Origin of the sequence: Streptomyces aureoversilis, assembly GCF_042657885.1 — a bacterium.
GTDB classification, from domain to species: Bacteria; Actinomycetota; Actinomycetes; order Streptomycetales; family Streptomycetaceae; genus Streptomyces; species Streptomyces aureoversilis.
In genome coordinates, this window is the sequence record NZ_JBHSKJ010000004.1 from 474,631 (window position 1) to 490,532 (window position 15,902).

The 15,902-nt window shown below is 72.9% G+C and carries 10 protein-coding genes; 6 read left to right on the forward strand and 4 right to left on the reverse strand.

What is annotated here, in order from left to right; all coding sequences use genetic code 11:
* Positions 1-28: 28 nt before the first annotated feature.
* Entirely contained in the window at positions 29-1,246 is a 1,218-nt protein-coding gene (locus tag ACFPP6_RS09935) for a hypothetical protein (RefSeq protein ID WP_382039195.1), read from the forward strand.
* A 60-nt stretch (positions 1,247-1,306) separates the two neighbouring features.
* Here ACFPP6_RS09935 and ACFPP6_RS09940 read toward each other — a convergent pair whose 3' ends face one another.
* Entirely contained in the window at positions 1,307-2,437 is a 1,131-nt protein-coding gene (locus ACFPP6_RS09940) for a TetR family transcriptional regulator (RefSeq protein ID WP_382039197.1), read from the reverse strand.
* Between the two features lie 103 nt (positions 2,438-2,540).
* Between ACFPP6_RS09940 and ACFPP6_RS09945 the strand changes: the two genes are divergently transcribed.
* The 5 genes from ACFPP6_RS09945 to ACFPP6_RS09965 all read left to right on the forward strand — a co-directional run bounded on the left by ACFPP6_RS09945 (position 2,541) and on the right by ACFPP6_RS09965 (position 7,337).
* The gene (locus ACFPP6_RS09945; protein WP_382039257.1) at positions 2,541-3,512 is read left to right on the forward strand and encodes an ATP-binding cassette domain-containing protein; all 972 of its coding nucleotides are present in this window, start codon (positions 2,541-2,543) and stop codon (positions 3,510-3,512) included.
* Positions 3,509-4,315 carry an ABC transporter permease gene (locus ACFPP6_RS09950; RefSeq protein ID WP_382039199.1) on the forward strand — a complete coding sequence of 269 codons (807 nt, stop codon included), beginning with the start codon at positions 3,509-3,511 and terminating at the stop codon, positions 4,313-4,315. The genes ACFPP6_RS09945 and ACFPP6_RS09950 overlap by 4 nt, the downstream gene beginning before the upstream one ends.
* 98 nt (positions 4,316-4,413) lie before the next feature.
* The gene (locus ACFPP6_RS09955; RefSeq protein ID WP_382039201.1) at positions 4,414-5,040 is read left to right on the forward strand and encodes a transcriptional regulator; all 627 of its coding nucleotides are present in this window, start codon (positions 4,414-4,416) and stop codon (positions 5,038-5,040) included.
* Complete coding sequence (locus ACFPP6_RS09960; RefSeq protein WP_382039203.1) at positions 5,037-6,644, forward strand: pyruvate, phosphate dikinase; 1,608 nt, start codon at positions 5,037-5,039, stop codon at positions 6,642-6,644. The genes ACFPP6_RS09955 and ACFPP6_RS09960 overlap by 4 nt, the downstream gene beginning before the upstream one ends.
* Positions 6,645-6,749: 105 nt before the next feature.
* On the forward strand, positions 6,750-7,337 hold the full coding sequence (locus ACFPP6_RS09965) for a histidine phosphatase family protein (protein ID WP_382039205.1): 588 nt from the start codon (positions 6,750-6,752) through the stop codon (positions 7,335-7,337).
* 60 nt (positions 7,338-7,397) lie between these two features.
* On the opposite strand, the gene ACFPP6_RS09970 is transcribed toward ACFPP6_RS09965, so the two are convergent.
* From ACFPP6_RS09970 to ACFPP6_RS09980, 3 genes are all read right to left on the reverse strand, one after another.
* A complete protein-coding gene (locus ACFPP6_RS09970; protein WP_382039207.1) occupies positions 7,398-8,525 on the reverse strand; it encodes a tryptophan dimethylallyltransferase family protein in 1,128 nt (375 codons plus the stop codon).
* A 131-nt stretch (positions 8,526-8,656) separates the two neighbouring features.
* Positions 8,657-8,875 (reverse strand): MbtH family protein, encoded by a 219-nt coding sequence (locus ACFPP6_RS09975; protein ID WP_382039209.1) that lies wholly within the window; start codon positions 8,873-8,875, stop codon positions 8,657-8,659.
* Positions 8,875-15,894 (reverse strand): amino acid adenylation domain-containing protein, encoded by a 7,020-nt coding sequence (locus tag ACFPP6_RS09980; protein ID WP_382039210.1) that lies wholly within the window; start codon positions 15,892-15,894, stop codon positions 8,875-8,877. The genes ACFPP6_RS09975 and ACFPP6_RS09980 overlap by 1 nt, the downstream gene beginning before the upstream one ends.
* Between the last annotated feature and the right edge of the window lie 8 nt (positions 15,895-15,902).

The window sequence follows — 15,902 nt, forward strand, 5'->3', positions numbered from 1 at the left end:
CGTACCCACCCCGAAAGGAGCCGACTCCGTGAGCGAGCCGGACGCCCCTCTGCTGGACTACGCCATCATCAGCGAGCCGTTCCCCCTGTACGCGTCGACCGGCGCCGACGACCCTGCAGCGGCCCTGCACCTCGTGGTCTCCAACGGCGGCGGCGAAACCGTCTACTGCCGGGAGATCGTCTTCTCCCTGCCGGAGGGCAAACTTGCCCAGAGCCTGGTCGAGGCCGACGCGGGCGACGGACAGGCGACGGACTGGACGGTGCAGCGCATCGAGCCGGGCACGCAGACCATCCTGCCGCCGGGCGACTACGCCCACTTCGTGGCCAAGCCGAACAAGGGTGACGCCGCCGTCGACGTCTCCGGCCTCACCATCACCCTGGAGAACCTGAAGATCAGCTCCCGCCCCGGCACGGCCCGGATCGAGATCCGTGAAGTCGCCACCACGGACACGAACAAGTGGCCCGACAGCCCCCGCTTCACCAAGCTGGCCCTCACGAAGTTCCCGGCGCCGAAGATCCCGGTCATGGCGGTCTCCGACTTCACGGCGGACAGCCTGGAGGTCGAGGCCGGTACCTCGGTCCGCCTCACGTGGAACGGCCCGTCGACCCTCGACTACACGGTCTCGCACGGCGGCGCCCCGCACCCGGTGGGCAAGAACCACGAGTACAGCACGACGATCGACCGCGACACGACGTTCCAGCTCTCGTACGTCACCGGTGGGACCACGCATTACCTGACGACCACGGTCACGGTGAAGAACCCGAAGCTCACAGGGCTGACGGTGAACGGCAGCCTCACGGTCACCGGCTCGACCGATGTCCAGGGGCTGACGGTGAACAAGGACCTCACCGCGGAGCAGGCGCTGACCGTCAGCGGCTCCACCGAGCTCCAGGCGCTCACCGTCCACAAGGACCTCGGTGCCAAGGCGGCGCTCTCGGTGGGCGGGGCGGCGACCTTGGACAACACGCTCACCGTCGGTGGGTTCCTCCAGGCGAACAGCGACATCACCGTCTCGTGGGGCGGGACGACCAAGTTCACGACGTCCGGCCTGACGGGCATCAAGACGCCGTACATCTCCGTGAACGGCAAAGAGCTCGTATACGGCGGGACTTCAATCCATCTTGAGAACGGCTACCTCGGCGGAGGCTACCTGTGGGCATACGCGGGCAAGGATGACGGCGACGCAACAGTGCACCCCGGCGGGACGGACAACGGTCGGTCCTACTGGACGGTCCACATCGCCTGACGGCGATCGGCCGGCTGCCGGCCAGGCGCTGGGACCAACCCGGCGCCTGGGCCCCCGAGGTCACCTCTCCCCCGCCGACCTCCCCGGATTCACCCCGTCGCGCTGACGCCCGCCCTCCTGGGCACCGTGCCCCGCCACCGCATGACCCGCCCCGCGCCCCTCCGCCCGGGCCACGATCAGGCCGTCGTGGACGCGGACCGCGACCTCGGTGGAGTCGTCGGCCGGGTCGTAGCCGATGGCTGCGGCCACCGTGCCGGTGTCGTCGAAGACGAGGCGTGGCTGCGGTAGGTCCCCGGGCGCGAACACCCGCCGCAGGCAGGCGATGAGGTCGACGATCCTCAGCCGGACCAGGCGGCCGGTCTCGGCGGGGTCGTCGGTCACGACGACGAACGTCAGCCGGTCGTCCGGGCGTGCCGAGCGCATCGCGTCCTCGGCCGCGGACAGGCGTCCGGCGCCCAGCACGACGACCAGGCCGTCGTCGTCGAGCCCGACCCGGCGGCCGGTGATCTCGTCGCGGAGGTCGCGGGGGGCCGTCCATGGGTCTCGCGTGGGCAGGGCCGGGGGGACGTAGGGCAGGTGGGGCGGGTCCGCGTCGTCCAGGAGGGGGAGGCCGGCGAGGTGCTCGGCGGCGCGGGTCAGGTCGAAGGGGTCGCCGGTGCCGGGGGCGTTCTCGGCGAGGCTCGCCGCGCCGTGGAGCAGGGTGAGGGTGAGCTCGGCCCGTCGTACCGTCCCCGTGCGCAGTGCGGTGTGCGGTTCGAGGGCCTGGGCGAGCAGCAGGGCTTCGAACCGGAGGAGTTCGGCCAGGGCCGCCCGGGCCGGTTCGGTGTCGAGGACTCCGGTGAGCGAGCGCAGCCGGAGGTGGCCGCTGCCCGGGGTGTCGGCGGCGAAGGGCAGGCGTTCGAGCCAGATGCGGGCGAAGACGCCCAGTGCCTGCGCGGCGGTGCCGGGTGACGCGAGGGGCGGTTCGGCCGCGGCCCGGGCCTGTTCGGCGGCGTCGGCGAGCACCGCGAGGTAGAGCGCGCGCTTGCCGGTGAAGTTGGAGTAGACGGCGCCCCTGGTCAGTTCGGCGCGCTCGGCGATCCGGTCGACCTTGGCCTCGGCGTATCCGTATTCGGCGAACTCCCGTCGGGCCGCGACCAGCACGGCCGCGCGGGTCCGCTCCTGCTGCTGTGCCCGGGTCAACCTCGCCATGCCATGGCCCCTTCCGCTCCCGCCGTGTCATGATACAGATGGCATCCAGATGATGGCGTCATCGGAATGTCACGAACATCCGAAGCGAGGTGTGGGCGTGAGCATGGGCGTGGGCGTGGATGACAAAGGGTTCGAGGTCGACGGGCTGGTCAAGAAGTTCGGCCGGACGACCGCGGTCGACGGGGTCAGCCTCTCGGCTCCCCGGGGGCAGGTGCTGGGGCTGCTGGGGCCCAACGGCGCCGGGAAGACGACCGTCGTCCGGGTGCTGGCGACGCTGCTGCGTCCCGATGCCGGCGAGGCGCGCGTCGCGGGGGTCGACGTACGGCGGGATCCGGGGCGGGTCCGCCGGCGCATCGCGCTGTCGGGGCAGCACACGAGCGTCGACGACGAGCTGTCCGGGCGCTCCAACCTGGTCATGATCGGCCGGCTGCTCGACCTCCGGCGACAGGACGCCCGCCGGCGGGCCGGCGAGCTGCTGTCCCGCTTCGGCCTCGACGACGCGGCCGACCGGCCCGTCGCCACCTACTCGGGCGGGATGCGGCGCCGGCTCGACCTGGCCGCCGCCCTGGTGGGGCGGCCCGAAGTCGTGTTCCTCGACGAGCCTTCGGCCGGGCTGGACCCCGGCAAGCGCGACGAGCTGTGGCAGATGATCCGCGGGCTCACCCGGGACGGGGTCACGGTCCTGCTCACGACGCAGTACCTGGAGGAGGCCGACGCCCTCGCCGACGGGATCACCGTCATCGACCACGGACGGGTGATCGCGTCCGGCACCCCCGCCGATCTGAAGCGCGAGGTCGGCGGGCACACGATCGTGCTCCGGCCGGCCGACGCCGCCGACCTCGGCCCCGCCGCGGCGATCGTCGCCCGGGTCGCGGGGCGGGAACCCGACCGCTCGCGCCGCCACGAACTCGTCGTGCCCGTCGCCGGTGACGCGGAGTTCTTCGAAATCACCGCCCAGCTCCGGGGGCAGGGCATCGACGTCAGCGAGCTCGCGTTCCGCCTGCCCAGCCTCGACGAGGTCTTCCTGTCCCTGACCGGGGCGCCCACCGCCGACACCGAGGACGCCGCAGCATGACCACGACCCTGCCACAGGCCGCCGCAGAAACCGGGGCCCGCCCCTTCGCCACCCTCCGGCACAGCGCGGTGCTCGCCCGGCGCAGCCTGGTGAAGACCACCCGCAACCCGGGCCCGATCATGAACGGCATCGTCACCCCGGCGCTGTTCATGGTCCTGTTCCTCTACCTGTTCGGCCGCCCGGTCGCCGGGACCACCGCCGACTACCTGCAGTACCTGTTCCCCGGGATCCTCGTCATGGGCGCCGGGCTGGCCGGGATGATCTCCACCGGGTCGGCCATCAACCTCGACCTGAAGAACGGCGTCACCGACCGGTTCCGCAGCCTGCCGATCAGCCGTACGGCGCCGCTGCTCGGCTCCGTGATGGCCGACATCCTCCGTTATCTGATCGCCGTGGCGGTGCTGTTCGGCATCGGCACGGCGCTCGGGTTCCGCGTCCGGGGAGGGTTCCTCGACGCGCTGGGGGCGGCCGGGCTCGCGATCCTCTTCGGGTTCTGCCTCAGCTGGGTGACGGTGTTCATCGGGGTCCTCGTCAAGAGCGCCGAGGCCGTGCTGTCGTTCAGCTTCATCGCCTTCCTGCCGCTCCAGCTGGGCAGCAGCCTGGCCGCCCCGGCCGACACCCTGCCCGGGTGGCTCCGGGCGTGGGCGGACGTCAACCCCGTCACGCACGTCATGGACGCCTGCCGCGCCCTGCTGAACGGGACGTCGGACACGCACAGCGTCGGCCTCACCCTGCTGTGGTCGGCCGTCTTGTTCGTCGTCTTCTGCCCGCTCGCGGTCCGCGCCTACGGCCGCCAGGAGTGACGGCGCCCTCCCGCAGTCTTCCCTCACACCGAAGCACATAGCGAAGCGCATACCGCATGGCACACCGAACCGCATTCCGCATACCAGAAGGACACGACGTGAACCGGCCCCACACCCACGCCACGGACACGAACCTGTTGGTGCTGCACGCCCTGCGCTGTGCCGGCGCCGCCACCCTCACCCGCCTCCATCTGGTCACGGGCCTCGACGAGTCCGACGTCGAGTCCGAGCTCATCGACCTCGGGGCCGCCGGACTCGTCACGCGCATGTCCGGCCCCCTGCCCGGCTGGAGCCTCACGGACGCCGGCCGCGCCGCCGACGCCGAGCGGATCACCGGCGAGCTGGAGTCCGCCGGTGCCCGTAAAGCCGTGACGGCGGCGTACGACCGGTTCCTCGTGCTCAACCCTGAGCTGCTCGACCTGTGCACCGCCTGGCAGCTCCGCAACGTCGACGACGTCCTGAGCGCCAACGACCACAGCGACTCCGCCTACGACGCCCAGGTCCTCGAACAGTTCGCCGATCTCGACCGGCGCGTCACCCCCGTGTGCGCCGAACTGACCGCCGCGCTCCCCCGGTTCGCCCGGTACCGCGTCCGCCTCGCCGAAGCCCTGCGCCGCGCCGCCGCCGGTCAGCTGGAGTACGTGGCCGACAGCACCGCTTCGTACCACACCGTGTGGGCGGAGCTGCACGAGGACCAGCTCGCCACCCTCGGGGTGCAGCGGTGAAGTGGATCCGCACGATCTCCGCCGAGGTCGAGGAGACGGCGGAGACGCTGGGCGGCAAGGCGCACGGCCTCGTCCTCCTGCACCGCCTCGGCCTGCGGGTGCCGGCCGGGTTCGTCGTCACCACCGGCGCCTGCCGCGCCTTCCTCCGCGAGGGACGCCGTCCCGACGGGCTCGACGACGAGCTCGCGGCGGCCGTCACCGGCCTGGAACGCGCCACCGGGCGCGCCTTCGGCGGACCGCACAGGCCGCTGGCGGTGTCGGTCCGCTCCGGGGCCGGCGTCTCGATGCCCGGCATGATGAGCACGATCCTCAACCTCGGTCTCACGACCGGGGCCACCGAGGGCCTGGCCGCCGAGACGGGCGACCGGCCGTTCGCCCTGAACTCGCGGCTGCGCTTCCTGTCGAGCTTCGCCTCCGCGGTCACGAACGCGGACGTGGACGGCGCGGCGGCAGCCCAGGCCGGAGACGCCGCAGACACCGCCGCCGCGATGAAAGCGGTCGAGGACCTCGTACGCGAACGCTGCGACCGGCCCGTTCCGGACGACGTGACCCGCCAGCTGGAGTGGGCGGTGGAAGCCGTGTTCTCGTCGTGGGACACGCCCCGCGCACGCACGTACCGCACGCTGAACGCCATCCCGCACGACCTCGGCACGGCGGTCATCGTCCAGCAGATGGTGTTCGGGAACCGCGATGCCCGCAGCGGCACCGGAGTCGCCTTCAGCCGCGACCCCAACACCGGTGGGAACGTCCCGTACGGCGAGGTCCTGTTCGGCCACCAGGGAGAGGACGTCGTCTCCGGCAGGTCGGCGACCCGGCCGCTGGGCGAACTCGCCGAGCGGGAGCCGGACGTGTGGGCGGAGCTGCTCGAAGCGCTGCGCCGGATCGAGGCGCATTACCGCGACGCCTGCTACGTCGAGTTCACCTTCGAGGCCGGTGAGCTGTGGATCCTGCAGGTCCGGCCGGGCCGGTTCGTCGGCGGCGCCGCCGTCCGCGTGGCGACCGAACTCGTCGACGAGCAGGTCATCGAACGTCACGAAGCGCTGCTCAGGGTCTCGCCGCAGCACCTGCGGCACGTCCGTACGCCGCGCATCGCACCGTCCCAGGAGACCGACGTCCTCGCCCGGGGGCTGGGCGCCTGTCCCGGTGTCGCCGTCGGCCGGGTGGCGACCACGGCGGAAGGGGCCGTGCGCATGGCCCGGGACGCCCCGGTGGTCCTGGTACGGCCGGAGACCTCCCCGAACGACATGCACGGCCTCGCCGCCGCCACCGGGATCGTCACCGCGCGGGGCGGCCCGGCCAGCCACGCCGCGGTCGTCGCGCGCGCCATGGGCAAGCCCGCGGTCGTGGGCGTCAGCGGCCTCACCGTCGACGCCGGCAGCGGCTGCGTGACGGTCGGCGGCCGCACCGTCGGCGAGGGCACCCTCGTCACCATCGACGGGACCAGCGGCGAGGTCGCCCTCGGCACCCCCCGCGTCGTCGCGAACGCGGCCGACGAGCACCTCCACCGGCTGCTCGCCTGGGCCGACGACGTCTCGGGCGACCACTCCGCGCGCGACGAGGCCCAGCGCCTCGACGCGGCTCACGCCGCCCTGCGTCACCGCTGAACCGGCTCCGGCTCCGGCTCCGGCGCCCCGGCGCAGGCTCCCGGCCCTCGCTCACGAAGCCACCTGAATCATTGATCACGAGCCCGACCTGCAAGGAGATCGGCCATGGCAACTCGGCATGTGTACCTGGTACGGCACGGAGCGGCGGACCCGTTCGGTGAACTGACCGACGTCGGGCAGCAGCAGTCGGAACTGGTCGGGCAGCGCCTGGCCGGCCTTCCGATCGACGTGGTGTGGCACTCGCCCCTGCCCAGGGCGGTGCGGTCCGCGGGCATCATCGGCACCCATCTGCCGAAGGCCGATGTACGGGAGGCGCCGGAACTGATCGACCACGTACCGCACGTACCGGAGCAGGCGCCGCCGGCCTGGGCGCCGTTCTTCGACGGGTACGGCGCCCAGGAGGCCGAGGAGGCGGAGCGCCGTTCCTCCGCCCTGACCGCCAGGTTCGCGCGCCCCGCCGACACCGAGACGCACGAGGTCCTGGTCACCCACGCCTACCAGGTGGCCTGGCTGGTCCGGGACGCCCTCGGCGCGCCTCCGGTGCGCTGGCTCGGCCTGAACTGCGGAAACACGGCGCTGACGGTGATCGAGTACCGCGACGGCTCGGCGCCGACGGTGCTGCTCTACAACGACATGGGGCACCTGCCGGCCGATCTGCGGTGGACGGGGTTCGGGGCCGGCGTGCGGCCGTGAGGCAGGCGGCCGGCGGTGGCCGGTGGCGGGCCCGGTGATGCCGCCGTCACCGCCGGTCGTTCACGCCCGTCCGCTTCCCGCCGCGGTCCAGGCGGCCGGGTCCTCGGTACGGTCGCGTCGTCCCGCGCCGAACGCGGGCGGGTTGACGTCGTGCATCTGCGGCGAGAGGTAGATCTTCCGCCGCAGGCCGGATCCTCCCGGCCGCCAGGAGACGTAGTTGTGGAGGCCTGTGCCCGCGTCGAGCGGACGGTGGGCCACGTCGGCCAGGAGCCGTTCGTAGCGCTGCGCGGCACCGGGTTGCGCGGCGAGGAACCGGCGCAGCCGGTCCCGGATGAGGGCGTCGTCCGGGGCGTAGGTCCACAGGGGCACGTAGAGCGTGGCCCGGGTCCGGTCCACGCCACCCGCGTCGGCCAGGGACACGCAGGTCACGGCGGGCTGGGGGCTGAAGCCCGGCCGCTCGCCGGCCAGCCGGCACAGCGAGCGGACCTCGTCGGCCCGGAAGCCCGGGTAGCCGGCGAGGGCCGCGACCATCTCGTCGGCGCTGCCCGCGAAGTGCCGGGTGTAGACCTTCACCCGGGCGCCGGCGTCGTCGGCGAGGTCCAGTGAGAGCAGGAAGGGCACGCCCCGGCCTCTCTCGTCCGGGCGGGCCCCGAACACCGGCCTCCGTGCGGACAGCCCGAGGCGTTCGAGCGCCGCGTCGAGCAGGTCGAAGTTCCGCAACGGGCCCTCGACGTCGAGGTAGAACCAGACCTTGAACCGGATCGGCCCGTCCCGGCGGGCCTCGGCGCCGTACATCGCGACGTGCGTGCAGGCCGCGTCGTCGGGCAGCAGCACCTCGGCGACGGCCGCCCACCGCTCGGCGTCGACGCCGTACCGCTCGACGAGCGTCGACATCACCTTCCGTGCCGCCGCCGGGTCCTTGGCCGGCACCCCGGGCGTCATGGGCTCGACGGCGAACTGAAGTGCCGGTTGGGCGCCGTCGAGTTCGGCGGCGAACTCGATCGGCGACCCGTCGGGGGAGACGTCGGACAGGGGGAGCTCGTCGGCCGCCGCCGTGCCCCAGCACTGGGTCATGGTGTGGAAGGCCGCCACGAGGTCGGCTCCGCCGGCGCCCAGACCCAGGGTCCGGGCCATGCGTTCCAGCGTCGCCGCACCGGCCCGCCGGACCGGTATCAGATCGTTGACCACAATTCTTCCTTCAGCTGGGTCGGTTCGCGAATCGGACGCCGGCCGCACCGGGCCGCACGGGCCCGGTGCCGTCGGGACGGCGCGCCTCGGTGTGCGGCCAGGAGGCCGTTCTCAGCGCGGACGGCCGGGGGTCACGCCTGCTCGTGCCGCATGGCCTCCACGAGGCTGCGCGGCCGCATGTCGGCCCAGTGCTCCTCGATGTACTCCAGGCACGCCTCGTGCGTGTCGGAGGGGTGGGCGACGTCCCATCCCTCCGGTACGTCGATGGCGGCCGGCCACATCGAGTACTGGCCCTCGTCGTTGACCAGGACGGTGAAGGTGCCCTCGGTGTCGTCGAACGGGTTGCCCATCAGTTCTCCTCCTCAGGAGTGGTGGCCGGGTCAGGCGTGGTGGCCGGGCTCGGGATGAGGGACCGCAGGTGCTCTTCGAGGATCGGGGCGATCAACGCGAGCGACGGCGGTGTCGTGATCTGACTGTGGCTGGTCGGGATCGGGTGGTAGGTGATCGTCCCGGCGACGATGTCCCGCCAGGACTCCGGGTCGAGCACCCGCTCGGGTTCCTCCGCCGCCCCGAAGATCAGCATGTCCGCGTCGACGCGCTCGGGGCGGTACTTGGCGGCGAGGGAGATGTTGCGGTGCAGGATCTCCATCAGCAGGCCGAACTCGTCCTCCTTGATGTTGCCCAGCACCGTGCTCGTGGTCCGGGCCAGCTCGGAGAACTGCGCGAACGTGAGCTTGCGGTCGGTCAGTGCGGAGACGTCGACGCCCAGCACCTCCAGGATGCCCGCGTACACCACGGCGGTGGCCTCGACCACCTGCTGCTGCTCCCGCTCGGTCAGGGGCCGGGCCGGTTCGGAGTCCAGCGCCACGATCAGGCCGACCCGCTGGCCGGCGCGCTCCAGCCGGGCCGCCATCGCCTGGGCGACGACGCCGCCGAAGGACTGCCCGAGCAGGTAGTACGGGCCTTCCGGCTGCACGCGCCGCATCTCCGCGATGCAGGCGTCCGCGACCTCCTCAAGCGTCTCCGGCAGCCCGTCCGGGCTGCTCAGACCGGGCGACTGCAGGCCGTACACCGGGAAGTCGGGGCTGAGGTACAGCAGCAGGTCGGCGTAGCCCCAGCAGATCGCCGCGCCCGGGTGCACGCAGAAGAGCGGCGGCAGGGTTCCCTGCGTCCGCAGCGGCAGCAGGATGTCGAAGGCGTCGTGCCCACCGCCCGTGCCGAGCTGTTCGGCCACCCGGGCGACGGTGGGGCCGCCGAAGAAGTTCCGGATGGGCACTTCCACGCCCAGCACTTCGGTGATGCGGGCGATGAGCTTGTTGGCGAGCAGCGAGTGGCCGCCGAGGTCGAAGAAGTTGTCGTCCACGCCGACCTGCGGGAGCCCCAGGACCTCGGCGAACAGCGCGCACAGGATCTCCTCCTGCGGGGTGCGCGGACCGTGGCCGCCCGTCTCGCCGAACTCCGGCTCCGGCAGCGCCCGCCGGTCGACCTTCCCGCTCGGCGACAGCGGGAAGTCCGGCAGCGGCACGAGAGCCGCGGGCACCAGGTGCGCGGGCAGCGTGCGGCGCAGGCCCTCCCGTACGGCCGCCACGTCGAACGCGCCCTCGCCCGCGGCGGGCACCACGTATCCGATGAGCGCGGGCTCGCCCTGCCGGTCCGCCCGGGCCACCACCACCGCCCGTGCCACGTCGGGCCGTTCGGTCAGGGCCGCCTCGACCTCGCCCGGTTCCACCCGGAAGCCCCGGATCTTCACCTGGTCGTCGTAGCGGCCGGCGAACTCCAGCTCGCCCCGGTAGGTCCAGCGGCCCAGGTCCCCGGTGCGGTACATGCGCTCGCCGGGCGGACCGTAGGGGTCGGCGACGAAGCGGATCGCGGTCAGGTCCGGGCGGTGCAGGTAGCCGCGGCCGATGCCGGGACCGGCGACGTACAGCTCGCCGTCGGTGCCCGGCGGCAGCATCTTCAGCTGCTCGTCGAGCACGTAGACGCGGACCTGCGGGTTCGGCCGTCCGATGGTGACCGGCCCGGCGCCCAGAGGCTCGGTCATGGTGCAGGCGACGGTGGTCTCGGTCTGCCCGTAGACGTTCATCATCCGGCGGCCCTGCGACCACCGCGCCGCGAGGTCGGGGGTGCACTCCTCTCCCCCGACGACGATGCCGCGCAGCCCCGTCAGCCGGGCCGACGCGTCCGGCGGCATGGACGCCAGGACCGAGGGGACCGTCATGAAGTGCGTGATCCGTGCCGCGTCCAGCTCCCGGGCCAGCGGTTCGCCTGAGGTCAGTGCCGGGTCGGGGAGGACCAGCTCCGCCCCGGCGGCGAAGGTGACGAGGAGGTCGAAGACGGAGATGTCGAAGCCGGGCGAGGCCAGCTGCAGCACCCGGTCCCCCTCGGCGAGCTGCCACCGGTCCCGCCAGAACGCGACGGAGTCCGCCAGGCCGCCGTGCGTGACGACCGCACCCTTCGGCTCCCCGGTGGATCCCGACGTGTGGATGACGTACGCGGGATGCTCCAGCCGTACCGCCGCCGTGCGCTCCCGGTCCGTCAGCCCGGTGTCCGGCAGCCGGCGCCGGGCCGCGGCGGTGTCCGGGTCGTCGACGTCGACGACCTCCACGCCGGATCCCACCCGCGCGGCGCCGGTGGCGTCGGTGATCACCAGCACCGGCGCGGCGCCGCCGATCAGGCGCTTCACCCGCTCGTCCGGAGAGGCCGGGTCGATCGGCAGGTACGCCGCACCGGACTTGGCGACGGCGACGACGCTCGCGACCTGCCGGGCGCTGCGCGGCAGCAGCACGGCGACGACGCACTCCGGACCGGCACCGCGCTCGACGAGCGACCGCGCCATCCGGTTCGCCTCGGCGTCCAGCTCGGCGTACGTCCACCGGGTGGTGCCGTCGGCGACCGCGACGGCGGACGGGTGGGCGGCGAACCACGTGCGCAGCAGCTCGGGCAGCGTGCCGGGTGCGGACTCCGGCCGGTCCGGCTCCGGGAGGGAGCGGCCCCGGGGCCGTACGGCGTTTCCTGCGGGTTTCACGTCTGTGCCTCCGATCGGCTCATCGGGGCTGACGACGATCTCGCGTAGGAGGCGCGCCAGCTCGTCGAGCAGGCTGTCGATGGTGTCCGCGTCGTAGAGGTCGGTGGCGTACTCCGCCGCGATGTTGATGCCGCCGGCGCCGCCGGTCCCGTCGTAGGTCTCCGTGACGTTGACCGTGAGGTCGACCCGGGACACCCCGGACGCCACCAGGCCGGGGTACGGCCGCGCGTTCACGCCCGGCAGCGCGAGGGCGGCGTCGGGGTTGTTCTGCACCGCCAGGTGCACCTGGTACAGGGGGTGGTGGGCGGGGGAGCGCCGCGGGTTGAGCTTCTCCACCAGGTGGTCGAACGGGATGTCCTGGTGGGAATAGGCCGCGAGGCTGACCTCCCGCACCCGTGCGAGCAGCTCCGTGAAGCTCGGGCGGCCGGAGGTGTCGATCCGCAGGACCAGGGTGTTGACGAAGAACCCGACCAGGTCGTCGAGTCCGGCGTCGGTCCGTCCGGCGATCGGCATGCCGACCGGGATGTCCGTCCCCGCGCCCCGGCGGGTGAGCAGCGCGCCGAACGCCGCCTGGAACACCATGGACAGCGTCGCGCCGCCGTCCTTGGCCACCGCGAGCAGGTCCCGGTGGAGTGCGGCGCCGAGGTCCGTCGACCTCATCTCGCCGCGATAGCCGGCGGTCACGGGACGCGGGCGGTCGGTGGGAAGGGTGACCACGTCGGGCAGGTCGGCCAACTGCCGGGTCCAGTACTCCAGTTGCCGGTCCAGCAGCCCGTCCTCGTCGAGCAGCCGCCGCTGCCAGAGCGCGTAGTCCGCGTACTGGACGGGCAGCGGCGACCACGAGGGGGCCTGCCCGCGGCACCGGTCGTCGTAGGCGGTGGCGATGTCCTGAGCCAGCGGCCGCAGCGACCACCCGTCGGCGGCAATGTGGTGCAGGACCAGCACCAGCACCCACTCATCGGATCCGAGAGCGAACAACTCCGCCCGCAACGGGATCTCGCGGGAGAGGTCGAACGGGTAGCGCGCGGCCTCTCCCATCAGGCCCTCGGCTTCGTCCTCCGTCGTCTCACGCACGGTGAGTTCGACCTCGACAGTGTCAAGAATGCGCTGGTATGGAGTGCCGGCGTGTTCGGCGAACACCGTCCGCAACGCCTCGTGCCGGCCCGCCACATCGGTGAGCGCCGCCCGCAACGCCGCCACATCCAGCCGACCGGACAAGCGCAGCGCGAGTGGCGAGTTGTACGTCGCCGACGGGCCTTCCAGCTTGTGCAGGAACCACAACCGCTGCTGCCCGAACGACAACGGCACCAGCCCCGGCCGCGCCACCGCCGTCACCGCGGGCCGTACGGCAGTGGTGTCCTCGGTCCGGGCCCGTTCGACCCATACGGCCAGCTCGGCGACCGACGGCGCCGCGAAGACGGTCCTCAGCGGCACTTCGACGTCGAGCACTGTACGGATGCGGCTGATCAGCCGTGTGGCGAGGAGCGAATGCCCGCCGAGGTCGAAGAAGCCGTCCTCCACCCCGACCCGGGAGACGCCGAGGATCTCGGCGAAGAGCGCGCACAGGATCTCCTCCTGCGGGGTGCGCGGATCACGGCCGCCGGCCGAGCGGACCTCCGGCTCCGGCAGTGCCCGGCGGTCGAGCTTGCCGTTCGGGGTCAGCGGCATCCGTTCGACGGCGGTGATGGTCGCCGGGACCATGTAGTCGGGCAGCAGCTCCTTGAGCGTCGCCCGCAGGCCGGACACCAGCGCACCGGCCGAGCGGGCGACCGCGGGCACGTTCGACGTCGCCGGGACCGACCGGCCCCGGTAGACGTCCGTCAGCGGTGCGGCGTCGTCGGCACCGGGCAGCACGACGAACTCGAACCAGCCGCTGCGGCGCGGCGACCAGGTCATCACGACGCCATGGCCGGCCTGCCGCGCCCAGGACCGCACCGCCTGCGGATCCACACGGTCCGCGTCCACGTCCACGTCCGACGTGTCGACCGCATCCACCGCATCCACCGCATCCATCGCGCCCAGGCCGTCGAGGGCGTCCAGCGCGACCACGCCACCGGCCAGGCGGGCGTTGGGGACGTCGACGACCCGGACCGGCGATCCGGCCGCGCCGCCGGCGCCCACCGCTCGCCCGAGGTCGTCCAGGCCGGTGACGTCGCGGCCCCAGACCAGGGCGGGGGTGTCCGCGAGCGAGCGGGCCGGGCCGCCCTTGTGCAGGACGACTTCGTACCGGTAGCCGGTGAGTTCGTTGTGGGCCGCGCCTTCCTTCAGCCGTATCTCCGCGCCGGACGCGCCACAGGCGTCGGCGAGGGCGGTGAAGAACTCGGGGGCCAGGAGCAGCTCCTTCTCCGTGACCACCGCCTGTTCGACCGTGGAGCGTCGCGTGCCGGGGTCGCGGTGGTGGTGTACGGCGGCGTGCAGCATGCGCAGCAGCCCGTGGTGGCGCACGTCCCCGAGGACCACCCGGCCGCCGTCGGCCACCAGGTCCCACACCTTCGTCACGACGTCCCGGAGGTAGTCGGCGGAGGGGAAGTACTGCACCACCGAGTTGATCACGACCGTGTCGAAGTGACCGGCGGGCAGCCCGGAGAGGTCGTGTGCCGGTCGGCAGCTCAGCCGTACGTGGTCCCAGCCCCGTCCCGTCACGAAGTGACGCAGGCGGTCGATCGCGGTCGCCGAGAAGTCGGTGCCCCAGTACTCGTCGGCGGTTTCGGCCAGGGGCACGGCCAGCAGTCCGGAGCCCACGCCGATCTCCAGGATCCGCCGGGGCCCGAACCGCAGGACCTGGTGTACGGCGGCGTCGCGCCACTCCCGCATCTCGCCCACGGGGATGGGCTCGCCGGTGAACGAGCTGTTCCAGCCCACGAAGTCCTCGCCCGGCGCGCTCAGGTCGCCGTACACCGAGTGGTACACGTCCTGCCACTCGCTGATCTGTGCCTCGGCCGCCTCGGCTGCCTCGTCCGGTTGGTCCGGTTGGTCCGAACCGCCGGCGAGGACCACGTAGGCGGCCAGTGACGACGTCTCGCCGTCACCGCGCGCGACCACCGCCGCCTCGCGCACCTCCGGCCGGGCTTCCAGCACGCGCCGGACCTCACCGGGCTCCACGCGGAACCCGCGGATCTTCACCTGCTCGTCGGACCGGCCCAGGTACTCCAGCTCGCCGTCCGCGTTCCACCGCACCACGTCACCGGTCCGGTACATGCGCGCACCCGGCCCGCCGAACGGATCGGCGACGAACCGTGACGCCGTCAGTCCTGCCCGGCCCAGATAGCCTCGGGCGACCCCCGCACCGCTCACGTACAACTCGCCCGGCACCCCCGCCGGAACGAGCCGCAGCGCATCGTCCAGGACATACAGGCGCGTGTTCGCTGCAGGGCGGCCGATCGTCACGGGCGGCTCGTCGAGGTGGCCGGTCTGGCTGGCGACGACGGTGCACTCCGTGGGCCCGTACGCGTTGACCATCCGCCGCCCCGGCGCCCATGCCCGGACCAGTTCGGGCGAGCACGCTTCCGCGCCGACGACGAGCGTCCGGAGGCCGGTCAGCTCGGTGGGCGCCGAGGGGGGCAGCGTCGCCAGCACCGAAGGCGGGATCAGCGCGTGGGACACGGCGTTCTCGGCGAGCGCCGTGGCGAGCTCGGCTCCGACGAGGCGCTCGGGCGAGGCGACGACCAGGGCGGCACCGGCGTCCAGGGCCCACACGAGCTCCAGGACCGACGCGTCGAAGGCCGGCGAGGAGAGCTGCAGGACCCGGCTGCCGGGGCCCGCCGGACACCGCTCGCGCAGCGTCGCCGCCAGGCCCGCCAGACCGCGGTGGGTCACCACCACGCCCTTGGGCACGCCCGTCGATCCCGATGTGTAGATCACGTACGCGGAGTGGTCCACGGTGGCCGCCGGGCGACCGGCCGGGCCATCCTCGGCCGGGACGCCCTGGGTCGGAACGCCCTGGGTCGGAACGCCCTGGGGCTGGACGTCGTCGGAAGACCACTCGCCGATGTCACCGGACACCTCGACCGCGTCGAACCCGCTCGCCATCGCGGCCCGCTGCTCGTCGACGACGACCACTCGGGGCCGGGCGTCGCCGAGCACGTGGCCGATGCGCCGCCGCGGATAGGACGGGTCCACCGGGAGGAACGCCGCGCCGGTCTTCGTCACACCGAGCACAGTCGCGATCTGGGCCGCCCCGCGCGGCAGAAGCACCCCGACCACGTCGTCCGGACCCACGCCCCGCTCCCGCAGCCTCCGGGCGATCCGATCCGAAACCGAGTCCAGCTGGGCATACGACCAGCTCCGCTCCCCCTCGACCACGGCCACCGCATCCGGCCGGGCAGCGGCCTGCCGCTCCCACAACCGGCCGA

What these genes read in the sequence shown, in the direction of transcription:
- ACFPP6_RS09950 (WP_382039199.1), top strand. Translation starts at nt 3,509, where the DNA reads ATGACCACGACCCTGCCACAGGCCGCCGCAGAAACCGGGGCCCGCCCC.
- ACFPP6_RS09945 (WP_382039257.1), top strand. Translation starts at nt 2,541, where the DNA reads ATGGGCGTGGGCGTGGATGACAAAGGGTTCGAGGTCGACGGGCTGGTC.
- ACFPP6_RS09965 (WP_382039205.1), top strand. Translation starts at nt 6,750, where the DNA reads ATGGCAACTCGGCATGTGTACCTGGTACGGCACGGAGCGGCGGACCCG.
- ACFPP6_RS09940 (WP_382039197.1), bottom strand. Translation starts at nt 2,437, where the DNA reads ATGGCGAGGTTGACCCGGGCACAGCAGCAGGAGCGGACCCGCGCGGCC.
- ACFPP6_RS09975 (WP_382039209.1), bottom strand. Translation starts at nt 8,875, where the DNA reads ATGGGCAACCCGTTCGACGACACCGAGGGCACCTTCACCGTCCTGGTC.